Raw genomic sequence first — 25,487 nt, 5'->3', positions numbered from 1 at the left:
CAAATGCCAAGCAAAAAACATGCAAAAATACGCATTTGTGCTGATATAATAATTCAGGCTTTTGTAAGATTGCGGCAATGAGTAGGTTGCGTACCTACGGCACGCGAGAAAGGCGCTTGTATTTTTCTACCGACCTTTTGCTCCTATGGAGCATTTAATTGCAAATTTTAGTAATGTTAGTAGAGGAGCGTACCTATGGCACGCAAACAACGAACCTGTTTAGTTTTACAAAGCGATAGCTCCTACGGAGCATTTTAAAGAAGTTGTTTCTGAAATTGCAATCCAACCCCATCGGGGTTAAAGGTCGGTAGAACACATGTCCAAGCGGAAGCTTCGTGCCGTAGGTACGAAACAACAACTATGCCTCGCGCTCAAAATATTTAAGATGCAGTTCGGTACCATCAAACACCGCGTAGGTATTATAATTTACCCACTCGCCTAAATTTACATAGCGCGAATTATCCGGCAGGGCAATATCCAACGGCAAATGGCGGTGCCCGAAAACGAAGTAATCAAAATGACGGGTCTTTAGCATATCGCGGGAGAAGGTTTCTAACCACTCTTGCTGATGCTGTATTTTATGAACATTCTTTGAACCTGCAATGCGGCTTCTGCGCGACCACGCATTAGCAATACCTACGCCCAAATTAGGGTGCAACCTTGCAAACAGCCACTGGCATGCCCCGCTCCTGAAAAACTTTTTGAGGAATTTATAGAAATTATCGCCGGGGCCGAGGCCGTCGCCGTGATGTAAATAGAAAGTTTTGCCGTTGCGTTCTTTCTCCAGCTCGTTGGTAATGATGGTTGCGCCAAGTTCCTGCGTAAAATAATCGAACATCCACATATCGTGGTTGCCTTTAAACAGGTAAAGCTTTACGCCGCTATCGGTGAGTTGGGCCAGCTTGCCCAGGAAACGGATGTAACCTTTAGGCACTACGGTTTTATACTCGAACCAGAAATCAAAAACATCGCCCATTAAAAACAATTCGGCAACATCATCTTTGATCATATCCAGCCAGCGTATAATACGGTCTTCACGCTCGCGCGATGAGGCATAGCTAACAGCACCAAAATGAAAATCAGAAGCGAAGTATAAATTTTTACCGGCCGGCATACGGTTTCAAAAGTACGGGAATAATTGAGAGATGACAAATTGACCAATACGATCCATAACCTATTCATTCACTAATTCCATCCTTCACTCATTAATTACAGGCTCGCGTTCTCGGGCGGCATGTTTTGCAGGCGCTTGTTGAAATAAATATCCCAGCTGCGCTGCTGCTGGCGGTTAACCATGTGCTCGGTATCCTCGTCGTAATCCTGGTTAAGCTGCTTGTATTTGGCGTCAATACGATCAAAAATGTTCATGGCTTCTTGCCTGTAGTTTGAGGTAAAACGGGTGCGGCTCATGGTGCGCAATACCTCCTGCTGCTCCAGGTAGGCAATATTGTAGTGGCCTTGTTCATGTTTCAGGATCTCGGCCAGTTGGTCGCGGGTTGTAACGCGCGAACGGTCTAACCAGGACTTGTAATTGTTCATCAACAACCGCACGTTAAAGTGCAGTATGTAGTCGCCGTTTGTGCGGTTGGCCTGGTAGCTAAAATCAATAGTGCAGTTGGTGTAAGCAACAACGCCGCGACCATTCGGTCGCGGCGTGCCTAAAAAATCTGCTTCGGTAAGGGTGCGGAACGATTGCGCCTTAACCGGTTTTGCTGCAAAGCATATTGTTGTAATAGCGCATAAAGCGCACAGTTTTATCAGTCTCATCTAATGCCGTCGGGGGTAAAGTAAATTTACTTTTTGACGGCATCAGTATGTAAATGGTTTAAAGCCATCATTTCTTTCATGGTGCGCTGCATGGCATCGCTTGAGCCGTCAAGGAAAATTACGTTGCCTTTTGAGTTTTCTGAGAAGTGTTTGATGGATTCTGTCCACATGGTAAACATGATAACCGAGGTGTCCATGTTGGCTTCCTGCATCTCTTTGGCGGCAACTGTCATACCCTTGGCAACTTCCTCGCGGAATAAGGCTATACCCTGGCCGCGTAACTGGGCTGCCTGGCGCTCGGCCTCGGCCGAAATTTTGATGGCGTTACCTTCAGCCTCGGCAGCTTTGGTTTTGGTGATCAATAGTGCCTGGCCTTCGTTCTCGGCAGCAGCTTTGAGGTTGTTTGATGCCACTACCTGGCTCATCGATTTCATGATCACATCATCGAAAGTGATATCATTCAGTTGAAGGTCCTGCAGGTGATAACCCCAGCTTTCCAGGATATTGTCCAGTTGTTCCTTCACGTGCTCCACAATATCGCGGCGAAGAATCAGTACCTCGCTCTGGCGTTTGGTGGCCACAAAGGCACGGATCGAGCCTTCAACAGTGCGGATCAAAGCCTGCATCAGGTTGCGCTCGTCAACAAATTTGAAAGCTACGTTTTTTATGGTCTCTTCTTCCTGGTTTAGCACCGAGTAAAGCAGCATGGCCTTGAAGTATACATTAGCCTGGTCGAAAGTTACGGCCTGGAATTCCAGCTCAACCGAACGGTTCTGGATTGATATTTTTGAGTAGATATTCTCTATCAGCGGGATCTTGAAATTTAAACCCGGCGTTAATATGCGGCGGTATTTGCCAAATACGGTAATCACCACAATTGTACCCTGTTTAACAGTTACAAATGATGAGAAAATAACAACTACGATAAAGAATAGAAAGATGTAAAATAAGACAGATGAGGCTTCCATTAGGTTGTATTTTTTATAAATGTAAGGTAATTTGCAGAACATCCAATAAGAAAAGTTTATGCCCGAACAGGACGATTACGAGCAAATAGTAATTGATAACATTGCAAAATATGGCTGTCACCTTACGCTGATAGAAAGCAATGGCTATACGCCTGCTTTTATATATTCGATAGGCTTGTATCAGAACTATGGGCACCCTGAGATAATTTGCGTTGGCCTGGATATTAATGTTATGGCCGCGATAATAAACGGTGCAAAAGATATGGCGGCTGCAGGCGAAACCATCGTTACAGGAAAGTTATATCAGGGTTTTTTGCAGGACTACGACGTGCAATTTTTAGAGGTGCAGGAACTCAATTATTTCGATTATCTGGGATTCGGTTCTAAATTTTATCAGGGCATTGATTATCCTGTGCTGCAAATGGTGTGGCCGGATAAGCAAAATAAATTCCCGTGGGAAGATGGCTTTAATGAAGACTGGAAATATAAGCAACCCTTGTTGGACAGGAATGCAAATTTCAGATTTTATGAAAGTGAAACCCTTGGGGTTTATACTACCAGCGATGCCTTAGCAGGAGCCCCGGTTTTATATGTTTATCATAACGAAAACGGCGACTGGCAGTTTCATACAAGTTTAGAACCTGATATTAATGATGGTAAACTTGTTTGCCTTAAGCACCTTGTTGAAGCCGACCCTTCATTAAACTCTATTTATTTTTTGCAATACGGATGGGCTGCATCACGGGCTGACCGGGACGCAGAGTGGGAAGTTGAAGAATCTCCTGATGAAGATGAAGACACAGATGAGGCCGGCGATGAATTAATCAGCCAGCCAGATAGCGTCAACAAACCACCTTCTGCCATCAAAAAAATGATTAATTGGCTTAAAGGCGGTTGACGCAGCCATTTTATCCGTTTGCTCAACGGAGTATTTCTGCGATATCTCCATGTAAATATATTCGTCTTTAGCAAAGCTGATGGTCTCCTCACCGATCTTTACATCCTGCGCTGCCTCACTAACCAGGTAGCTTTTGCAGGCACCACTCTCAGGATCGTACATGGCGTAATGATCAAACTGGTTTACGTTGAAGTTGGCACCCAGTTCGCGGTTCATACGCTCCAATAAATTAAGGTTAAAGCGTTTGGTAATTCCTTCTTTATCGTTATAAGCAGCCAAAACAGTTGCCGGATTTTTCTTCAAGTCTACGCCTATCAGCAACATATCGCCGGGCGAAAGGTGTTTGCGCAGTTCATTGCAAAAGCCTTCTGCATCAGCCACCGGCATATTCCCGATGTTTGAGCCGAGGAACATTACCACCTTGCGTTTGTCAGATATAGATGCAGCCTTTTTCAACATATCAAAATACTCGCCGTTGAGGCCGGTAATTTCAATGCCCGGCAGAGTAACCGGTAAGGTCACGTTGAGGTAAGAGATCACATTCTCTGATATATCGATAGGCAGATAGGTAAAATCAGCCTTATTATCTATCAGATACTTCAACAGCTTGGTTGATTTGGTAGCATCGCCGGCACCCAGCTCTATCAGGTCGAACGCATCACCATTACCTATCAAAGCTTTGCAGATATCTGCAGTTTGGTTGGTAAATATCTCCATCTCGCAATTGGTTGGATAATACTCGTCGCAGTTCATCAGGTCCTGGAAAAGTTTATCACCATGAGCATCATAGAAGTATTTTGAATCGAGGTGCTTTGGCTTGGCCGTGAGGCCAGCAATTGAATCTTTATAGAATTGACAATCGGTAATATCCATATTTTGATTGCTTGCAGAGCATGTTAAAACTTGTGGTGCCATAGGTGAGATGTGGTGGATGTTTTTAGTTTTTCTATTTAGCCAAACGTATGCCGGTGAATTGCCAGCGCAGCTCCGGCTGGAAAAAATTGCGGTAGGTAATGCGACTATGATTTGGCGAGGTAACTTCTGATGCCCCGCGCAGTACCTGCTGCCCTACCATAAATTTGCCGTTATATTCGCCGATGGCGCCGGGTGCTTTTGCGAAGCCAGGGTACGGCAGGTATGCACTTTCTGTCCATTCCCAGCGCTGGCCCCAGTTAAATTGGGTTGCCGCAACTTCCCACTCAAACTCGGTAGGCAGGCGCAGGCCTTTCCATGATGCATAGGCATAAGCCTCATAAAAGCTGATATGGTTTAAAGCCTCATGCCGGTTTACAGGCTGCAAACCGTGGAAGGTGTAGTTTTGCCATTTGCCATCTACCTGGTGCCAGTACATCGGCGCTTCAACATGGTTGGTATTCACCCAATCCCAGCCCGCGGCATGCCAGTGGCGGAAATCGTGGTAACCGCCTGCTTCAATAAACTCCAGGTATTCGGCATTGGTAACCAGGTTGGGGCTTATCTCAAAATTGTTCAGATATACCTTGTGGCGGTTCAGTTCATTATCAAAGCTGAAACCCTCGCCGTTAAAACCTACTTCGTAAATGCCTTCGTTTATTTTGATGAAACCGCCATCAACCGGAAGCGCTTTTGGTACATGCCAATCATGTGAATAGGCAGGGAATAATGGGTTATGGCCAAGGATATATTTAATATCTGTTAGCAGAAGCTCCTGATGCTGCTCTTCGTGATTAAAGCCGAGGATAAGGAGTTCGCGTACGTCATCGCTTACATCGCCGCAAGCCAGAAAGTTATACATGGCGTCATCTACATACTTGCGGTAACGTTTGATATCAATTACCGTTGGTCGGCTTAAATTACCCCTATCTGTACGGATAACGCGGGTGCCCACACTCTCGTAGTAACTGTTAAAAACGAAATTATAATTGGGGTCAAATTCCTGGTATTCGGCAAAATAGGGCTTCAGGATAAAGGTTTCAAAAAACCATGTAGTATGCCCAATGTGCCACTTAGGCGGACTAACATCCACCACGGGTTGCACAACGTAATCTTCGGTTTGCAGCGGTTCGCAAATTGCATCCGTTCGCTGGCGTACTTTTTTGTAACAGTCCGCTAAGTCCATAGGTATTATTTAGTATCCAAAAAGCGTTTGAGATCAGAAATTGTTTTAATGTGCAGTTCATTTGCCTGCTGGCGGCGCATCATTAAAGCATAGGCATTGTTAAACCCTATTGGCTTTAGCCATTTGATCTGATAACGTTTCTCAAACTCGTTCTTTACATAAATGTAAGTACTATCCTTGCTGCTTTGCAAAGTTTCTATAACTTTTGTTGGGGCCTGTAAAATAGCCAATAAGCCGGTGCCTGTGTATTCGGGATAAACATCTATCTGGTTATTGGTCATGGCATCAAACACTATTTTGGTGCCGCCAAGGCCTGTTTTTGTTTCCACACCATAGTTGGTATAACCTTTTATGAGCATGCTGTAGATATTGGTGAGGATGTATTGCTCGCCAAATATCTTGGACCCCAAACTTACAACCTGCCCGCCGCTTTGCTGCGGATCTTTATACAAGCCTTTAGCCTGCAGAAAATCTTTAGCAACCCGCTCGGGCGTTTGGTGAAGATAGTCGGTGCGGTAGTTTAATTCCGTCATCACCGAATCATTTATTAAGCCCGAAAGTTTGTTCAATGTCTTTTCTAATTCGGGGAGTTTCTGCAAGGCTTCTTCACGCACTATGGGTGCGGCGTAATACGGCGGGAAAATCTTTTTATCGTCATCCAATACAATGAGGTCGTAAGCTTTTAAGCGGCCATCGGTAGAGTACCCGCTGATGACGTCCAGTTCCTTTTCCTGTGCGGCTTTGTACATTACGGCATCGCTAATCACGATGGTGTGGATCTTTAATCCGTACTTACTTACCAGGCCGAGGTTACCATCCTGCCGGCCCATAAACTCTGGCGTAAAACCTGCGGTGAGTTTGCCGCCATAAGCTGATGGGATAAAGTAAAAGCAGGATAATATCACCAGTAAAACGGGCGCTATTTTTACCGCGCCTTTTACTTTTTTAAAGTTGAGTTTTTGCACCAGCGATAAAAGGAAATCGAACAAAATTGCCAAACACGCCGCCGGGATTGCTCCTGCCAATATCATGTTGGTGTTGTTTAAGGATATGCCCCCGAAGATAAACTCGCCCAAGCCGCCCGCTGCAATGTATGATGCCAGCGTAGCCACACCCACGTTGATCACCGTAGCCGTACGTATGCCTGCTAATATCACCGGCATAGCCAACGGAAGCTCCACTTTAAAAAGCACCTGCCACTTGTTCATCCCCATGGCTACTGCGGCTTCTTTTACGGTGCCATCCACGCCTGTAATACCGGTGTAAGTATTCCTGACGATGGGGAGCAATGCATAAAGTAGTAAAGCCACTATTGCAGGTTTTGCGCCGATACCCAATAAAGGGATCATAAAACCCAATAAAGCGATACTCGGGATAGTTTGCAGGATGCCTGCGATGCCTAATACAGTACCCGATAATTTGCGAACGCGCGATATATAGATACCCAATGGCAGACCAATAAGCACGGCAATAAACAGCGAGATAAACGTTAAGCCGATATGCTGCATGGTTTGCACCAGCAATTTATCGCTTTGCTGCTGCATAAATTCCCATAAGGTTTGCTGATGCTCATTCATGGGATCTAAGCGTATCTAAGTAAGCAGGGTGTTTAGAATATATATTATCGGCAATGGCTATCAACAATTTTTTGTTGTAATAGAATTCGCCGTTTCTGTAAAACTTTCCGAATACATCGAAACAGTATTTTTCATTGGTTTTTCCGAAATGGTAAGTGATTTTTCCCCGAACATCTATCGAGTTACTTTTTGTTTTTTTGAAGTTCCCGCGTTGAGCGTTAAATAATGACAAGTTTGCTTTGTCGCGAATGCGTTTAACTTTTTTGCTATCTCTGAATGAATAATCAAACGCATCGCAGCTAACATCTGTAAACGATTCCGTATCAAACCCCTCACATTCAATTTTTACAGAATCGGGTTTATGAACCTGTCCAAAGCTCAGGCTATAACTCAACAAAAATATCTGCGTAATTAATGCGCTATAAAGAACTCTTGTCATAAGTCATTATTTTATGTTGATTATAAGCAGACAACAATTGATCGAACGTAACCGAGCGTACTTCTTTACTTTGCTGATTTAAGATATTAATGTTTTCACGCGGATAAAATTTAAAAGTATCCAAAGCTTCCCAGATGCCGGCTGTGGCAGCCAGTTGCGAGGTGTTGATGCGAGGGCCATCTGAAGGCAGATATTGCCACACATCGATTAATTTGATGGTTTTTAGCTCCAGTTGCAGGTGTTGTTCTTTCAGGAAATCTTTAACAAAATCATTAACAGGGTTAAATAGCAATTCATTAGCCGTACCTATCTGTACTATCTTGCCTTTGTCCATCAAAGCAATACGGTCAGCTAACTCAAAAGCTTCCTGTACGTCATGAGTTACCATAATGATGGTTTTGCGTTTCAACTCGTCCAGCACCTTAAACTCCGCGTGTATCTTTGAGCGGGTAACATTATCCAGCGCGCCGAATGGTTCATCCATCAACAATACCGGTGCATCGGCAACCAAAGCCCTGGCCAGGCCTACGCGTTGCTGCTGCCCGCCGCTTAGTTCGTTAGGGTAAGCGTTGAGGTGATCTTTAGAAAGGTGCAGTTTTTCCAATAGCTCAACGGTACGCTTTTCAGTTTTGGCTTTATCCCATTTTAGCAGATTGGGTACTACCGCGATATTTTCTGCAACCGTATAATGAGGGAACAGCCCGTTGTTTTGCAAAACGTAGCCCATGTTGCGTCGCAGTATTTCAGCAGGTTCGTTAAAAATATCCTTGCCATTAATTTCGATAGTGCCGCTATCCGGTTCTATCAAACGGTTGAGCATTTTTAGCGTGGTGGTTTTGCCGCAGCCGCTGGTACCCAACAGTGCCAAGGTTTCGCCTTCGGTTACCTCGAAAGAAATATCGTTTACCGCTTTTGTAGCCCCGAAGGTTTTTACCAGGTTGTTAACTTTTATCATCAGGGCCGCTTAATCCTCTAAGGTCATAAATAAATTATTAAGCGACTCTGAATAGGTTGGGTGCGCAAATACGCAGTAACGGATACGGTCGTAAGTTATGCCGCCTTCCATAGCCATTTGCAGCACGCTCATGATCTCGCCGCCTTCAGTGCCTACAATGGCTACGCCCAGTATCTTTTTAGTTTTAGCATCAACAACGGCTTTCATCATGCCGCGGGTATCGCCGGTCTCTATCGCCCTTGCTACATGCGACATTTGAAGTTTGGCCACTTTGTAATTCAGCCCTTTTTCCTTCGCCTCGGTCTCGCTGATGCCCACGCGACCCAGTTCAGGATCGGTAAACATACAGTAAGGCACAGGCCTGTTGCGGGTACTCAGATTTTGACCTTCTATCAGGTTGCGGTAAACAATCGTGTAGTCGTTATAAGAAATATGCGTAAACGCCGGGCCGCCTTTAACATCGCCAAGAGCATAAATGCCTTTAACATTGGTCTCCAGTTTGGTATTAACTGGGATGTAGCCTTTCTCGTCAGTCTTAACGCCGGTTTTTGCCAACGCTAAAGTGTCCGTTTGCGGCGCACGGCCAATGGCAATCAACACATGGCTGCATTTTATCTTTTCCTCGTTATTGCCAACTTTTACTGTGGCGGTGATCTTGCCACTACCCTTCTGTTTAAAGCGGGCCACTTTGGCGTTGGTATGTATGGTAATGTTTTCCTCTTGAAGGATGCGGGTTAGCTCCAATGATATATCGTCATCTTCATGAGATAATATTCTATCTGATTTTTCGATAATAGTGACCTTGCTGCCGAATCTGGCAAACATCTGCCCAAACTCCAGCCCTATGTAATTACCGCCCAGTATTACCAGATGTTCAGGTACTTTCTCCAGATCAAGGATGGTGGTCGAGGTCAGGAAATCTATTTCATCTATCCCCTCAATATCATGCGGGATAACAGGCTTGCCACCGGTATTGATAAAAATCTTATCGGCCTTAAATTCTTTTACGCCGTCTTTTTTGGTACGTACGCTGATGGTTTTCTCGTCAATAAACGTGGCATCACCAAAAAGCACATCAAGGTTCTTAGTATTCTCTGCCGCTTTCAGACTTCCATTGCGCGATTTTAGCAATATCTCGTCCTTATGCTTTTTAATCTGGCGCATATCTACCTTGTAACCTTTTATGGTAACGCCCATATCGTTGCACTTGCTGGCCAGGTAAGCCACGCGTGCACTGGCCACCATGGTTTTGGTAGGTGTACAGCCGTCATTTATACAGGTGCCGCCGTAGAAGCGTTTCTCCACGATTAACGTTTTCATGCCCGCTTCAGCAAGTTTTTTAGCAAGCGGCGAACCCGCCTGCCCCGATCCGATCACTATTGCATCGTATTGTTTCATAATTAGTCGGTTATTTTTACCCCTTTCCAGAAAGCAATATAGCCGGCAATGTTTGATGCTGCTTCTTTTGGCTCGGGATAGTACCACGCCGCACCGCGGTTTTGCTGGCCATCAACTTCCAGGTCATAATAAGAAGCAAGGCCTTTCCACGGGCAGGTAGATTGTGTGCTGCACTCGCGCAGAAACTCGGGCTTTACAGAATCTTTGGGAAAATAATGGTTGTTTTCAACTACGATAGTGTCATTACTTTCGGCAATGACCTGGTTGTTCCAGATAGCTTTCATTGGTAGATGGATTTTATGATAAATATAGCTTATCAATTAGCTGTTATAATTCACTATTGTGAAATTTTGTTTGTGTAGAGGAAAATTTATCATTGAAAATCAGTCGATTAAAATTTTTGTAAAAAATAATTTGAATTTTAATTGCGTTCGTTTATCTTTGCAGTCCCAAAATAAGGGAAACGAAATTAAACGTTAAACTTAAAAGGACGGCCCGTTCGTCTAGGGGTTAGGACAGGAGATTTTCATTCTTCAAACAGGGGTTCGATTCCCCTACGGGCTACTTAAAACGCCGGTTTCTTACAAGAGACCGGCGTTTTTTCATTTACGGGGCGCGTGATGGATAAATTTTTTTTGAGGTTCAATACCTCGGAATGAAGCTCAAATATGGCTTAAGCAAAAGTCAGAATTTCATCTTTTAAAAAAAGGAAGATGATAAAGCGTGGCGATCACCAGGCGAACTAAGGGAAGGGTGTAACATATCTCCGAAATTCTGAACCTCAGAATATTTCAAAAATAAGCTGTGAACGATACGTTAGCTTACAAGTATGATACTTTACTGGCTTACAGAATAAGCCGCGCGCTAAGTATTCTGTCTGATTTTTATTGTTTATCCCATTCACTCACAAATTGATACACTGTATTCGCTTCATTCCTTGAATATTATAATAACTAATAACTGCACTTTAAGAGTGTAAGAGGATCTACAACAACAGCAATAAGGACAAGGCTGTAATCTATAGTCTGCCTTTAGTTACCGGGCATGCGAGTTCTTAGGAATGCACGGGAAGCTAATAAGTTGCGGTTTTTCATTAGATTAGCTTTAAATAATTATAACCTTGGCAATAAGCAGCGTACATAATGAAAGAGAACTATTAATAAAGGTTGGTGAAGGAGACGAAAAAGCCTTCGCCTCTCTTTTTTACGCCTATCACAACCAAATTGCAGAGTATGTGATGTTACTTACAGCCTCAACGGAAATGGCCGAAGAAATTGTCCAGGACGTGTTTGTTAAGATTTGGCAGAATAAGCGTAAACTGCACGAGGTGGAAAAATTTACTTCGTATCTGTTTATCCTCACCCGTAATTACACATTAAACAGCATCCGCAAAAATGTTAGCGACCAAAAGAAACAGGATGCGTACACCTTATCGGTAGTTAGTGATGAAACATCAGAGGTAATTGACGACCCGCTTTCAAATCCCGAATATCAAAATTTAGTTGAAAGGGCCATTGCCCAGTTACCACCCAGCCAGCACCGTGTTTTTGTGTTGAAACAAGAAGGTCGTAAAACGGCCGATATAGCCAAAGAGCTTGGGCTATCTGCCGAATCTGTAAAAAAATACCAGCAATGGGCAATAAAATCGGTAGCCGAGTTTGTGCGGACGCACAAAGAACTTTCCGCAATTTTTATCGCCATCACGCTTATCGGTAAGTAGCGGATAGGCTTATGGTAGTTATCAGTAAATAAAAATTTTACATTTTTTTTATTTTCTATATCCCCTTTTCGCAGATCCTGTGTCTTTAGTGCAAATAGCGCCTTGCTACACCTTTGGGCGCTGCTTGTAAACCAGTAAAAATGCCAAATTCAAGACTGAATGATTTGTTTGATCTGTTAAACTCAAACAACATATCTGCAGAACAACATACCGAGCTGTTATCATTAATGGCAGACCCTGCCAATGAACAGCAGGTAACAGAATTACTGAAAGAAAAATGGGAACTTTTTAAACCTAATAAAGCGCCGTTTACCGCAAAAGAAAGCGAAGTGCTTTTAAACCGTATTAATGCAATAGCGAGGGTTGAGCTGCCGCGTCCACAGTTCAGGATATGGCCACGTATTGCGGCAGCAGCCTCTATATTGGTGATGATATGTATAGGCGGATATTTTCTTTATCAAAAAACGCCGGCAACAAAACTTGCAACAGATTTACAACACACAACGCCAAAGCAGCAAGGTATAGAATTGACTTTGGCCAATGGTAAAAAAATAGCAATAGACCCCTCAAAGCAGTCTAATACATATAGTTCTGATGGTATACAGATAGGCCAGCAAAAAGGAGAGCTTGTTTACGGGCCTCAAAGCAAAGCCGACACCGGGATGTTGATGCACACGCTGGCTAACAATAGCGGTAACAAATACAAACTCATCTTATCTGACGGGACTGAAGTTTACCTGGATGCGCAATCATCCGTTACTTACCCTGTACAATTTACCGGCAAACAGCGAAAAGTAAGCATTACCGGGCAGGCTTATTTCAAAGTAAAACATGATGCCCAGAAGCCATTTATAGTAAACGCTAAAGATCAAACCGTAGAAGATATAGGTACGGAGTTTAATATACGCGCTTATGATAACGTAGCCACAACAACGCTGTTAGAAGGCTCGGTGCGTGTACATGCTAACGGGATAAAAAAAGGATTGCTGCTTATTCCGGGTGAGCAGGCTACTGTTGTGGGGGGTAACCTGAGTGCTAAACTTGCCGATGCAGAAGAAGTGACAGCCTGGTTGGATGGCAAATTGATATTCAATCATGAATCGTTAGAGAGCATTTTGGCAGAGGTTGTAAGGGTGTACGATGTGAAATTTACCTGGGAAAGCAATGATCTGAAGGCTATCAAGTTTACGGGTGCAGTAAGCCGCACAAGACCGATAAATACCATCATTAACTACTTCCGCGCTACAGAGCAGGTTGATTTCAAGAGTGAGGGTGCATCAATTAAAGTAACTAAACATAAATAATTTATACAGACTAACTTTTAACCTAATTAACAATATGAAAAGAATTTTACGCAGGTAGCTATATGCAGAGGTAACTGAACAAAAAACGTACCCCGACTTGGACCTCGGGATACGTAAGCAGTTCGGGTTACCCTTTCTTTTTGCGGCAAGGCCACATAAGAAAATCAATTAGTGTGTGAGAACAAATTATTAAACCCGAACAATTCAAACTTATGAATTTTAATGCACTATGCATAAACGCGCACCGTTTATATCCTCCGCGCATAATTTTTTTAGTCATGAAGATGACCACTCTCCTGCTGCTGATCACGGTAATGACAGTTAGCGCAGCCAGCTACGCACAAAAAATAACACTAAAAGAGGATAAGGCCAGCCTGGATATTATCCTGAGAAAAATACGCATACAAAGCGGCTACGATTTTGTTTATAGCGATGATATATTACGTGTAACCACTCCCGTTTCTTTAGAAGTAAATAACGTTTCAGTTGAAGAAGCTTTAAAGCAATCTTTAAAAAACCAACCGCTTATCTACCATATCGAGGACAGATCTGTGATCATTAAGGTAGATGAGCAGAAGGTGGAAACGATCACAAGGCTCATCAATAGCAACATCGATCTCCGTGGTAGAGTAACCGATGAAGATGGCAACCCCCTGCTTGGCGCTACGGTAACTTTGAAAGGGAACCCGGCCAAAACCACGCTTACCAATATGCAGGGAGAGTTTGTGCTGCCGGATATTGACCCGGCTAACGAGATCATCATCTCATACATTGGTAAGATCTCACAAACCATTACAGCGGGCACCAGGCAAAATATCGTGATCGTGTTGCATGCCGAAGCAATGGGGTTAAACGAGGTAGTGGTAGTAGGTTATGGCGCGCAACGTAAGAAAGACCTTACCGGTGCTGTTAGCATTGTAACATCAAAAGACCTGGAAGACCGCCCGGCCACCAACTTTGGCTATTCATTAGAAGGAAAAGCAGCGGGCGTTGAAGTACAAAGGCCATCGGGTAAACCTCAGGCGGGTGTTTCCATCAGGGTGCGCGGTACAACATCTATCACGGCCAACAGTGAGCCGATATACATAGTTGATGGTGTGCAAAGTGCTACAACTTATGATATTAACCCAACCGATATAGAATCTATCACCATCCTAAAAGATGCTTCTTCATCGGCAATTTATGGTGCAGCCGGTGCTAATGGTGTAGTTTTGATCACCACCAAAAGAGGGAAAAACCAAAAACCCGTTTTAACGCTCTCGGCTTACGGTGGCGTATCTAACGTTCTAAAAAAGCTGGACGTTTTGGACAGGGGCCAATACATTGACCTGATGACCGAATTGAATGAGGTGGCAGACTGGACCAAGTATAAAGCCAACACCAACTGGCAGGACGTGATCTTCAGAGATGCTTATGCACAAAACTACCAGCTTTCTTTAAACGGCGGGAGCGATAATACACAGTACTACATATCGGGCGGATGGATAAAGGAAGATGGTGTGGTGAGGAACAACTCTGTTAACCGTTACAACTTTAAAGTAAACCTTGACCAAAAGGTTGGCAAGATAGTAAAAGTGGGTACAAGCGTACTTTTCTCAAGATGGTTTGATAGAAATATCGACGACAACAAAGGCTCTGGCAGAGGCGGTGTGATCATGAACCTTTTAACATCCTCACCGGTCATCGATATATTTAATCCCGATGGTTCATTTACAGCCAACCCTTTACGTTTATCATTTAACAACCCGGCAGCCTATACCGATGGTGCAGTTAACGGTTACAACAATTCAAGATTTTTTGGCAACCTGTATGCCGAGGTTAATATCCTTAGCTCGCTTAAGGCAAAATCGCTTTTCGGTTATGATTATGCTACCGACCGTTACAATTATTTTCTTGATCCTTTTAAAACAGATTTCGGCAGGGTAAACAACGGGCTGGCCAATTTGAACATGAACCAAAATGCTTACTGGCTTAACGAAAATACGTTAACCTATAAAAAGTTTATAGGCAAACATTCTATCGAAGCATTTGGCGGGTTTTCTATGTCAAGGTCTTCTTATGAAGGTTCGGCAATAGAAACCAAAAACTTCTCATCATCAACAGTAACAACCGTTAACGGTGGGTCGATCATCAATTCTGCAACAGGTTCAAGAACAGCCAGAACAAACCAGGCGATCATTGGCCGGGTTAACTACGCCTTTGATGACAAATACCTTTTTACCGGAAATTTCAGGGCTGATGCCTCATCCGTTTTCGGGCCGGATAACAGATGGGGATACTTCCCTTCATTCTCCGTTGGATGGAGGCTTTCGCAGGAAAACTTCCTTAAAGATGTATCCTTTTTAAGCGACCTGAAGATAAGGTACGGCTGGGGTAAAGTGGGTAATGATCGTATTGCACCTTATTCCTATTTTGGGCAGGTTGGCGTTGGCTATAATTACGTGTTAGGCGGTAACCTTAGCTCGGGAACGGGCCCCAATACACCCGAAAACAGAGACTTGAAATGGGAAACAACCATTCAAAACAACCTGGGTATTGATATTTCGCTATTCAACTCAAGGGTAAATTTGTCTGTAGATGCCTATAAAAAGCAAACCCGCGATCTGTTGTTTGATAAGCCGGTGGCCTTGTCAAGCGGTTTTAGCGGCGCTTTGCAGAATGTGGGTAACCTGCAAAATAAGGGTATTGAGTTTGCATTGAACACAAAAAACCTGGTTAATGATCTTAAATGGGAAACCAGTTTAAACCTGTCGATCAATCGCAACAAGGTTGGTTACATTGCAGACCAGGTATTGCCTGTCGGCGCCATCTATCAGCGCGAAGAAGCTGCAATTATAAAAGAGGGCTATCCTTTGGGGACTTTCTTTGGCTATGTGGCAAAGGGTGTCGACCCGCAAACAGGCATGGAGCAATATGAAGATTTTGACAACAATGGCATATTAAATAACGATGATAAGCGGGTGATAGGTAACGCCAATCCAAAATTCACTTACGGTATCACAAACTTCCTTTCTTACAAAAACTTCAACATCAATATCTTCTTCCAGGGGGTGCAGGGTAACCAGATCTTCAATGCAACCCGGATTGAAACGGAGGGCCTTAACGATTTCAGGAATCAATCCTCAGCTGTTTTAAACCGCTGGACCACCCCGGGGCAGATCACCAATATACCCAAGGCTGTAGCCGATGACGTAAGCAATACCCGCATCTCATCGCGGTTTATCGAAAATGGCTCGTACCTGCGCCTTAAATCACTCACGCTGGGTTACTCATTCTCGCCAACCATTGTCAAAAAACTGGGTATCCAGAAACTGGGCTTATATGTAACCGGAGAGAATGTCTTCACATCATCTAAATACAGCGGTTTTGACCCTGAGGTAAGTGCATTTGCAGGGCAGAATGGCGTATCCGGAATTGACTACGGTACCTACCCACAGGTAAGAGCATTTATTGTGGGCTTAAACGTCTCGTTATAACATCATTTAAATTTTCAAGAAATGAAAAGAATCAGACAATACTTTATATATATGATGTGTATCGCGCTATTCGCATCATGCAAGAAATTTCTGGATGTGGCACCGGAATCCAGCGCTACCACTGGCAACGCCTACAAAACTGCAAAGGATATGGAGGCAGCACTTACAGGCGTGTACAATACTTTATACCAGGAATATTTTATCTGGGACAGGGTACTTCTTGGGGATGCCCGGTCAGATAACGCCTACTCTGGTGGAGACGATCAGGAGATCAATCAGTATGATGCGTTAAATATATCCTCTTCAAACAGCCGCGCAACGTTTGACTACCGCCAGCTTTTTAACGGGGTAGCACGTGCAAACCTGGTAATTGATAAGATCAAAGGTGTGAATGACCCGCAGTTAACAGCGGAAAGGAAAGCTCAAATTACAGGGGAAGCAAAGTTCTTAAGAGCTTATTATTATTTTGAACTGCTTAAGTTGTACAGGAATATACCGCTTGTTACCGATTTTGGCTCTGTCGATCCGGCAAGTGTGAATGTTCCTGCAGCATCACCTGATGCAATTTATCAGCAAATTATCGCCGATTTAAATGATGCGCTGGTTTTGCCTTATGACTACGGGCAGGGCGCTTCGTTAAATAAATCGAGGGCAACAAAAGGCGCTGTAAACTCCCTTTTGGCACAAGTGTATGCTCAAATGCCCAACCCTGATTATAACAAAGTTGTAACCTATTGTAATGCCGTTATCAACAGCCCGGCCGGTTACGATCTGCATCCCATTTATAATCAATTGTTCGATGGTACGCATTACATTAATTCTGAGGCTATTTTCGAGATCCAGTTCATCGCCAATACCGCACAGGCTAACTGGGGGCCGCAGTTGTTTTTACCGCCATCACTTACCGGAGACGAATGGAGAAAATACTGTACGCCATCTGTAGATCTGGTTAATGCATACAACAGTGAGGGCGATACGGAACGTAAGAATACAAACATCCTTATGGCAGATGCCGGTTGGGCCGATGAGTACTGGAAGCCATGCGCCTCTTCGGGACAAATACCTTTCGTTTTTAAGTGGGAGCATGCAAATGGTTATGCAAGCGGCGATTACACCTACCTGATACGCCTGGCCGATATCATCTTGTTGAAAGCCGAGGCGCAGAATGAATTGGGCAATATGTCAGGAACCGATGGCGCCATCGCACTTTTAAATAAAGTACGCGGGCGAGTGCATTTAACCGGTAAACCGGTAAGTGATAAGGAAACTGTTAAAAATTTCATCCTGAATGAGCGCCGCTTAGAACTTGCTTTTGAAGGCACAAGATTTAATGACCTTGTGAGGACAGGGAAATTTGTAGCCACAATGAATGGTTTGAAAGAATACAAACTAAACTGTGGAAATGCAGACCGCGAACTGGTTAATTATGCGGCCAACAATAACAAAATGTTACTTCCTATTCCGGCAAGCGAACTAAACAGGAACAATAAATTAAAGCAGAACCCCGGCTATTAATTGAACCTTGATGAGCTGTTAACCTTAACAAACTAATAAAATGAAAAGATTTTTAATTATAGCCCTGGTTTTTATAACCGGCATACTTGGCGCTTGCCAAAAGGAATTAAAGAATGCCTTACCGTTTGACACAGATCAGGGAAATGCGGCAATAGATACGCCGTTAACCAGTACCTTGCCTAAGCCCGCCCTTACCGGTAAGCTTGTTTATCATACTTACTCTTGTTACGCTTGTGCCGGCACTAAAATGTATATATACAATTTTAGTACAAATACTTTAAACTGGATAAGCCAAAACTGGAATATTGATTACCCGATGAATGCCCATTTTAACCCCGACGGGACAAAGATCGTATTTATGGGGCAACCAGCCGGCTCCGGCGACTGGGATATCTACCTTTGGCGGGTTGGCGATACAGATGCCCCCACAAATCTTACGGCAGGTAATGGTTTAAGGGATGAAGACCCTAAATTTTCACCAAACGGGTACAGGATAGCGTTTAAGCAAGACGGTGACCTGAAATTGCTTGACCTTGACGCTAACATTACTGATGTTATCACTAATACGCCTTCAATTGAAGAAGGTATGCCTTACTATAACGATGATGCCACAGGCCTGCTTTTTGCACAAGGGGCCGGCAACAATTCAGATATATTCCAGATCAATCTTGATGGGTCGAATAAAATCGCGTTGGCAAACGTGGCAGATGTGCAGGAATATTATCCTATAAAGCGCGATCAAAATACTTTCCTCTACAGCAGGTGGGTTAGCAGCAGTGACCATCATGACCAGGTTTACATGGGGTATTTTGCAAATAACACCCGTACCCGACTGCCTTTTAACAACGCCAATGCAGAATATGCTGACGCATATCCTTGCGGAACTGATTACGTTATCCTTTCAAGTACCCGTGCAGGTACTGCCGGCGGATATGATCTGTATATCGGAGATATCACCAGTAAAAATATATGGTCGTTATCAAGCTATAACGCCGGTATCAATTCATCAGACAATGAATTGGGTGCTGCATATACACCTAATTAATCTGATCTATTTAAAATAACATGCGCCATAGTTAAACCATTTTAAAACTTAAATAACATGAAAAGAATTGCACTTTTAACGCTTGTTTTTTTAGCAGGCATGCTTATCTCATGCCAGAAAGATTCTAAAATTAAAACGGTTGTTGATACAGCACAAAGTACGAAAACGTCACGTTTATCAACTAACGCTGTTCAGGCCAAACCTGCTGTTACCGGCAAACTTGTTTATCATAGTTACTCGTGTTATGCCTGTGCGGGCACTAAAATGTATATATACAATTTCAGCACAAATACCTTAACATGGGTTAGTCAGAACTGGAACATTGATTATCCAATGAATGCACATTTTAGTCCTGATGGAACAAAGATCGTATTCATGGGCCAGCCGGCAGGATCAGGAGACTGGGATATTTACTTATGGACAGTGGGCTCTTCAAGCGCCCCAACAAATCTTACCGCAGGTAATAATTTAAGAGATGAAGACCCTAAATTTTCACCGAATGGCTACAGAATAGCGTTTAAGCAGGCTGGTGATCTGAAAATAATGGAACTTACCGGAAGCGTTACCAATGTTGTAACAAACACACCGTCGATTGAAGAAGGGATGCCTTATTACAATGATGATGCAACCGGATTACTTTACGCACGGGGTGCCGGTAGTGCATCTGACATCTATAAAATTAATCTCGATGGCACAAATAACACAGCATTAGCTAATGTAAGTGGCGTGCAGGAATACTACCCGATTAAACGCGACCAAAATACATTTTTATACAGCAGGTGGTACAGCAGCACTGATCATCATGATCAGGTTTACATGGGTTATTTTGCAAACAGCACACGCACGCGCCTACCGTTTAATAATAACAATGCCGAATATGCAGATGCTTACCCATGCGGAACAGACAATGTGATCTTATCCAGTACCAGGTCCGGAACAGTTGGTGGATATGATCTATATATAGCGAATATCAACACCGGGGCAATTTATTCCCTATCAACCTATAACTCCGGGATCAATTCTTCAGTAGACGAGTTAGGGTCTGCCTACACACCAAATTGATTTTAAAGAACTTTTTTAGTTGATTAATAAGAGAGCGTATCCAATTCAATGAATTGGTGCGCTTTTTTTATTTTCCGGCAGCTCTCCACTGTATAAACAAAGCTATCAATTGCTTCTTAAGGAAGATTTAGCAGCTTCTAAAGCATCAAAGCCGGAACTCTTTAGAAGAGATTCCGGCTTTGATGCAAAGGTTAAAGTATTAAAAGAGTTACCGATAAGCCTACCAGCCGTAATTCTGTACAAGGTTAGGATCTTTATCTATCTCTGTTTGTGGTATAGGCATCAGGTAATGTTTGTCAACAAATACCCTGTTCTGTAAGGTTACCGTTTTGTAGAACACAGCTACACCCGCGGCCTCACTGCTTTCGTTGAGACCGGTAGCCTGCAGTTCTGCTGCAGAAGGGCGTGCGTTTAAACCCAATGCAGGCACATTATCTACCGTCTTAGCAATTAACCAGCGCCTTACATCCCAAAAACGATGGCTCTCAAAGGCAAGTTCCACCCGGCGCTCGTTTTGTATCCGTTTGCGCATACCTGCTTTGGTCTGATCCTCAGGCAGGATAGGCAGCCCCGGCATAGATACGCGTGCACGCACCAGGTTCAGGTATTGATAAACCGATTGGTCCGGAGCATCAAGGTATTCATTCATGGCCTCGGCATAGCTTAGGTAGATCTCTGCAAGGCGGAAAATAGGGAAGTTTCTTGTGCCCGTTCCTGAGTTTGCATTGCGGTCATAAGTAGGTGATAAAAACTTACGGACGTTATAACCCCAGGGGTTGGTGCCGGGTTTGCCGGTTGCCCATCCATCGGTTATGCCATTGCCCGATCCGAACCAGGCCAGCCTCACCGGGCGCCTGGTAGCATCAAAGCGCCAAACATCATACTGGAAGAATATGCTGGCATAAAAGCGTGGGTCGCGGTCTTTGTACATGTTCGATATATTGCTTACGTCCTGAAATTTCAAACCATCCCAAAGCTGGCCATTCCAAAAGCCATTAGTGGTATAGCCGGAACCTGCGGCAGTGATGGGATAACCATTCTTCATTTCATAGGCATCTATCAGTTGCTGTAGCGGGGTAAGCTTTCCATTACCTTTAAAAGGTGAACCATTTGGCAGGTAATTGCCGTCTATATCTGTCGAGTTACCCATTATCCTTGGCAGGATGGTCTCGGTATAATCGCGGGTATAAAATTGCGCCGCATAATTTTGTACCGGGTTGTTAGGATTAGGGCTATATAAGCTGTATATATTCAAATCGATAACCGCTTTTGCAGCATCGGCAGCTTGTTTCCATTTTTCTTTGTCGTATGCGGGGTTAAAGAGTGCCTTGCCGTCTTTATTCTTGATACCGGCATATAAAGGATTGCCATTAAACAAGGGGCTGGCAGCATATAAAAGCGTCCTCGCCTTTAGCGCCAAAGCAGCACCCTTGGTAATGCGGCCGGTTTGTGCGGCATCCTGGGTGGAAGGTAGTACCGCTGCAATGGCATCGCACTCGGTACTTATAAAGCTTACCACTTCATCTACTGAATTGCGCGCAACCTGAGTATCTTCCAGGTTACCGGGATCTACATCTTTAGCAGTAGTTAACAAAGGCACCGCGCCATAACGTTTGAACAATTCAAAGTAGAATTGCGCACGCATAAAACGAGCCTCGGCTTTATAACGCGGTTTCCAGGTGGCATAGTAGCTTTCACGGTCGAGCGGGATAGGCACACCATCAATCCGTTCAATAAAAATATTAGCTCTCCTGATATCCTGGTACTTGCCAGACCAGTTGCCCAAAGGGTTATCATTGGTGCTCCAGCTACCCAAATTGTACTTGTAAGCGTTAACCGCCTCGCCATTGTCAAACCAGTGGTGGTAAGTTTCATCTGTTGCAGCAGTATAATAAGCCGTCAGTTCGTTTGGCAATGCATTGTAAAGGCGGGAAAGTGCCTGCTCTGCAAGGTTGATGTTATTAAAAACATCGTTTTCGCTCGAATATTCGGCAGGTACAACATCTAGGTATTTTTTGCAGGATGTGCTGCCTATTAATAGTGCTGCTAAAAGCAGCGTGGATATCTTTTTCATGGTGTTACATTGAAGCATTTAATCCTAAGTTTATGACACGCATTTGAGGGTAGTCGCCAAAGTTGTTACGCTCCGGATCGAAAATTTTCATTTTGGACCAGGTGTAGATGTTTGAGCCGTTCGCAAAAATGCGGATGTTTGACAGGCCAATGCGTTTAACCCAGATTTTTGGGAACGTGTAACCGATCTCGGCATTTTTAAGGCGCAGGTAGTTTGATGACCTTAGCCAAAAGGTTGAGTTTTGGTTATTATTAACATTATTTGACGAGGATAGCCTTGGCCATTGCGCATTTGGATCGGGGTTATCGGTGGTCCAACGGCCTGTAAGGTAATCGGCCAGTACCGAGCTGTTGCTGGAAAATGCCCATGCCGAGGTGCCGGTCAACCATAGCTTACCACCCGTGGCTCCTTGAAATAACACATTGAAATCCACGTTTTTATAGGTGTATGACAGTGTGAAACCCATGATGGATTTTGGGGTGGTAACCTGGCCCAGGTAACCCTCATCCTGACTGTTTATCACGCCATCGCCGTTACGGTCAAGATACTTTATATCTCCGGGGCGTACTGTGCCAAACTGTTGAGTAGGGCTGGCTGCGATGTCCGCATCATCTTTAAATAAGCCCAATGCAGTAAGACCATAAGCCTCGTTGATCTGGGTGCCTTTTAATCCGCGGTAGGCTAAAGCGTATACAGGCTCTGCTGCGTATTGTATGCGATTGGTTGCGTAAGAGTAAGATCCTCTTATCATCAGGTTATGGTTACCGAAGCGTTTGCGCCAGGTAAGTTCGCCCTCAAAACCTTTGTTATCTACAATACCTGCGTTAATGGCCGGCAGGTTTTGTACGCCGCTTACATCGGGGATAATAGTAGCCGTGGTGAGGATCTGTGAGCGCCTTTCTTTGAACACATCGCCAGTAAATGATAGCTCACCTTTAAATAATTCCAGATCTACACCAATATTGGTTTTTTTTGATTTCTCCCAGGTAAGGAAAGAATTACCGGTAGCACTTTCCTGTGCGCCCGGAAAAAAGTCGCCGTCAGCAGCAGATCCAAATCGGTAACCCAAATCGTTATTGCCCGTTTGCCAGGTACTTAAGTAAGCAAAGCGGCCAACGCTATTATCAACACCTACAATACCGTATGATCCCCTGAATTTTAACAGACTGACTATTTTTGAATCTTTCAGGAATTTCTCGTTTGATGCGATCCATCCTAATGATGCCGCCGGGAAGAAACCCATGCGGCGGCCTTTCATAAAATTTTCTGAACCATTGTAACCGGCGTCGAACTCGGCTACATAACGCCTGTCATAAGCGTAATTGGCCCGGCCCACTAAACCAAGTTGCTTATACGGCAGCGCTGCAATGGCACCGTCGGCAGTATTGGTTGCCTGGAAACTTTCTGATTGATTGTAACGCAACATACCCGATACAGCATGTTTCTGCGCAAATGTTCTGTCGTAATTTAAATAAGCCTCTAAGGTTGACTTTCGGCTGCCATTGGCGTTGATATTAAAGCCCAGCAATCCATCACCGGTTGTTAATTCTTCATACCTGCCTTTGCTAAGGTCTGTCTCATTCTCATCTATGATGAAACGATAGGTAGAATAATTACGCTGGCGGAAGATATTGCGGTAGTTCTGTGCATCGTACGCAAAACGCGTCCTGAAGCTCAAACCCTCGGTCACGAATGGCATTTTCAACGTAAAGCCCACAATAGAACTTAATGTATTTTCAAAAAAACGACCATAACCATATTGCGTTAGCCTGCCATAAGGGTTGGGCGGCGAATCTTTTTGCCCCGGTACCGAGCCATTGGGATTCGTTAAAGGATAAAGATAAGATGGCGTGGTACGTAGCTGGTTCCAGATACCGCCGGCTGTTTCGTTAGGATAGTTCCTGTCACGTACGATGTCAGACAGGTTCAGCTCCAGTTTAAGTAACGGGGTAATATCCACATCTATATTGCTGCGGAAATTGTACTTATTGGTTACCGCATTAATATTGTAGGCGTTAAGGTTATCATACTTATATAAACCATCCTGCTTTAAATAGCCCAGTGATACGAAATAACGGGCTGTTGATGAACCACCATTTACGTTAAGGTTACCCTGCGTCATCATTGATGAAGGTTTGATCAATTCTTTGGTCCAGTCTACATTTGGGTATAGATACTGATAAGTAGGATTGCTGCGGTCGCGGAATTTATTGATGTATTCGTCTGTGTAAAGGTTAGCATTCAAGCCATCATTGTTCAGCGCTTCTCGAAACAGCGTTAATGCATTGTACGAATCGAGATATTTAGGCATGTTAAATGGCTGCTGAGCCGCCGTTTGCGCGGTAAGCGAAATAACTGGCTTTCCGGTCTTACCTCTTTTAGTCGTTACCAGCACAACGCCATTAGCGCCCTTCATACCGTAAACGGCAGTAGCGGCTGCGTCTTTCAATACGCTAACCGTTTCCACATCATTGGCATCTATACCGTCAATGCTGTTTTCAATGCCATCTACCAATATAAGCGGGCTTTTGCCCTGATAGGTACCAAAGCCACGGATGTACAGGGCCGAGCCATCTGCACCGGGCTCACCACTACTTTGTATGGTGACCAAACCCGGCAGGCGGCCCGCAAGGCTGTTGGTAAGGCTGGCAGTAGGCGTACGTAACAACTCTTTTGAGGTGACCGATGTAAGCGCACCGGTAACATTGTTTTTTTGCTGTGTGCCATAGCCCACCACCACCACATCTTCCAGCATGGCGATGTTTTGTTTTAGTCTTACAGCAATGAACTCGCGTGAGCGCACCGGTATTTCCTGTTTCAGGAAGCCCATCATGGTGTATACCAGTGTAGCATCTTCGGGTACTTTGATCATGTAGCCGCCATTCACATCGGTAATAGCACCGTAGCCGCTACGGCCTTTAACCGTAACCGCCACACCGGGCAAGCCCACGCCGCTGGTATCGGTAACTGTACCGCGTACTTCAATGTCCTTAAACATTTTATAGCTATTAGCTGCCGAATGGTTGTTTACAGCATGTTTTATTTCAGCCTTTGCAGGCGAGCAAACAACTGCTATAATGCTGATGAGTAAAGCAAATAAACCGCCGAGCGGGTAAGTGCTTTCTCTTTTTTTATATAAAAGTTTTTTCATAATTGGTTTGTATGGTTTTTTGATAGGAATACTTTTTTAA

The 25,487-nt window shown here is 44.1% G+C and carries 19 protein-coding genes and 1 tRNA gene; 8 read left to right on the top strand and 12 right to left on the bottom strand.

Annotated features, from left to right (window positions below; all coding sequences use genetic code 11):
* Nucleotides 1-358: 358 nt before the first annotated feature.
* From D0C36_RS13005 to D0C36_RS12995, 3 genes are all read right to left on the bottom strand, one after another.
* Entirely contained in the window at nt 359-1,114 is a 756-nt protein-coding gene (locus D0C36_RS13005; RefSeq protein ID WP_117392056.1) for a UDP-2,3-diacylglucosamine diphosphatase, read from the bottom strand.
* Nucleotides 1,115-1,209: 95 nt separating this feature from the next.
* Nucleotides 1,210-1,767 (bottom strand): DUF922 domain-containing protein, encoded by a 558-nt coding sequence (locus D0C36_RS13000; RefSeq protein WP_117392055.1) that lies wholly within the window; start codon nt 1,765-1,767, stop codon nt 1,210-1,212.
* 26 nt (nt 1,768-1,793) lie between these two features.
* Nucleotides 1,794-2,735 (bottom strand): SPFH domain-containing protein, encoded by a 942-nt coding sequence (locus tag D0C36_RS12995; protein ID WP_117392747.1) that lies wholly within the window; start codon nt 2,733-2,735, stop codon nt 1,794-1,796.
* A gap of 58 nt (nt 2,736-2,793) precedes the next feature.
* Between D0C36_RS12995 and D0C36_RS12990 the strand changes: the two genes are divergently transcribed.
* On the top strand, nt 2,794-3,633 hold the full coding sequence (locus D0C36_RS12990) for a DUF4262 domain-containing protein (RefSeq protein ID WP_117392054.1): 840 nt from the start codon (nt 2,794-2,796) through the stop codon (nt 3,631-3,633).
* Here the strand turns inward: D0C36_RS12990 and egtD are convergent.
* From egtD to D0C36_RS12955, 7 genes are read right to left on the bottom strand one after another with little or no spacing between them, the layout of a single operon-like run.
* Nucleotides 3,556-4,548, bottom strand: a complete 993-nt coding sequence (gene egtD / locus D0C36_RS12985; protein WP_117392053.1) for an L-histidine N(alpha)-methyltransferase — start codon at nt 4,546-4,548, stop codon at nt 3,556-3,558. The genes D0C36_RS12990 and egtD overlap by 78 nt on opposite strands.
* Before the next feature lie 31 nt (nt 4,549-4,579).
* Complete coding sequence (egtB, locus tag D0C36_RS12980) at nt 4,580-5,731, bottom strand: ergothioneine biosynthesis protein EgtB (RefSeq protein ID WP_117392052.1); 1,152 nt, start codon at nt 5,729-5,731, stop codon at nt 4,580-4,582.
* Between the two features lie 5 nt (nt 5,732-5,736).
* Nucleotides 5,737-7,308 (bottom strand): ABC transporter permease/substrate-binding protein, encoded by a 1,572-nt coding sequence (locus tag D0C36_RS12975; RefSeq protein ID WP_117392051.1) that lies wholly within the window; start codon nt 7,306-7,308, stop codon nt 5,737-5,739.
* Nucleotides 7,301-7,747 (bottom strand): hypothetical protein, encoded by a 447-nt coding sequence (locus tag D0C36_RS12970; protein WP_117392050.1) that lies wholly within the window; start codon nt 7,745-7,747, stop codon nt 7,301-7,303. The genes D0C36_RS12975 and D0C36_RS12970 overlap by 8 nt, the downstream gene beginning before the upstream one ends.
* A complete protein-coding gene (locus D0C36_RS12965) occupies nt 7,728-8,702 on the bottom strand; it encodes an ABC transporter ATP-binding protein (protein ID WP_117392049.1) in 975 nt (324 codons plus the stop codon). Before D0C36_RS12965 ends, D0C36_RS12970 begins: the two co-directional genes overlap by 20 nt.
* A gap of 9 nt (nt 8,703-8,711) precedes the next feature.
* Nucleotides 8,712-10,100: a dihydrolipoyl dehydrogenase gene (lpdA, locus tag D0C36_RS12960; protein ID WP_117392048.1), complete on the bottom strand. Its 1,389-nt coding sequence runs from the start codon at nt 10,098-10,100 to the stop codon at nt 8,712-8,714.
* Nucleotides 10,101-10,102: 2 nt separating this feature from the next.
* On the bottom strand, nt 10,103-10,384 hold the full coding sequence (locus D0C36_RS12955) for a DUF427 domain-containing protein (RefSeq protein ID WP_117392047.1): 282 nt from the start codon (nt 10,382-10,384) through the stop codon (nt 10,103-10,105).
* A 208-nt stretch (nt 10,385-10,592) separates the two neighbouring features.
* Here D0C36_RS12955 and D0C36_RS12950 point away from each other — a divergent pair.
* From D0C36_RS12950 to D0C36_RS12920, 7 genes are all read left to right on the top strand, one after another.
* Nucleotides 10,593-10,664, top strand: a tRNA-Glu gene (locus D0C36_RS12950).
* Nucleotides 10,665-11,220: 556 nt separating this feature from the next.
* A complete protein-coding gene (locus tag D0C36_RS12945; RefSeq protein WP_158557111.1) occupies nt 11,221-11,820 on the top strand; it encodes an RNA polymerase sigma factor in 600 nt (199 codons plus the stop codon).
* Nucleotides 11,821-11,960: 140 nt separating this feature from the next.
* Nucleotides 11,961-13,124, top strand: coding sequence for a FecR family protein (locus D0C36_RS12940; protein ID WP_117392045.1), 1,164 nt, complete (start codon nt 11,961-11,963; stop codon nt 13,122-13,124).
* Nucleotides 13,125-13,402: 278 nt separating this feature from the next.
* Complete coding sequence (locus tag D0C36_RS12935) at nt 13,403-16,600, top strand: TonB-dependent receptor (protein WP_117392044.1); 3,198 nt, start codon at nt 13,403-13,405, stop codon at nt 16,598-16,600.
* A 21-nt stretch (nt 16,601-16,621) separates the two neighbouring features.
* Nucleotides 16,622-18,115 carry a RagB/SusD family nutrient uptake outer membrane protein gene (locus D0C36_RS12930; protein WP_117392043.1) on the top strand — a complete coding sequence of 498 codons (1,494 nt, stop codon included), beginning with the start codon at nt 16,622-16,624 and terminating at the stop codon, nt 18,113-18,115.
* Between the two features lie 40 nt (nt 18,116-18,155).
* Complete coding sequence (locus D0C36_RS12925; protein ID WP_199502016.1) at nt 18,156-19,160, top strand: TolB family protein; 1,005 nt, start codon at nt 18,156-18,158, stop codon at nt 19,158-19,160.
* A 57-nt stretch (nt 19,161-19,217) separates the two neighbouring features.
* Nucleotides 19,218-20,222 (top strand): TolB family protein, encoded by a 1,005-nt coding sequence (locus D0C36_RS12920; RefSeq protein ID WP_117392042.1) that lies wholly within the window; start codon nt 19,218-19,220, stop codon nt 20,220-20,222.
* Nucleotides 20,223-20,442: 220 nt separating this feature from the next.
* Here D0C36_RS12920 and D0C36_RS12915 read toward each other — a convergent pair whose 3' ends face one another.
* Complete coding sequence (locus D0C36_RS12915) at nt 20,443-22,296, bottom strand: RagB/SusD family nutrient uptake outer membrane protein (protein ID WP_158557110.1); 1,854 nt, start codon at nt 22,294-22,296, stop codon at nt 20,443-20,445.
* A 4-nt stretch (nt 22,297-22,300) separates the two neighbouring features.
* Nucleotides 22,301-25,447, bottom strand: a complete 3,147-nt coding sequence (locus D0C36_RS12910; protein ID WP_117392040.1) for a SusC/RagA family TonB-linked outer membrane protein — start codon at nt 25,445-25,447, stop codon at nt 22,301-22,303.
* Nucleotides 25,448-25,487: the final 40 nt, after the last annotated feature.

It is taken from the genome of Mucilaginibacter conchicola, assembly GCF_003432115.1.
In the GTDB taxonomy this organism is placed as follows: Bacteria; Bacteroidota; Bacteroidia; order Sphingobacteriales; family Sphingobacteriaceae; genus Mucilaginibacter; species Mucilaginibacter conchicola.
The sequence above is the reverse complement of the archived record's forward strand: the minus strand, read 5'-3'. Positions and strand labels throughout refer to the sequence as shown.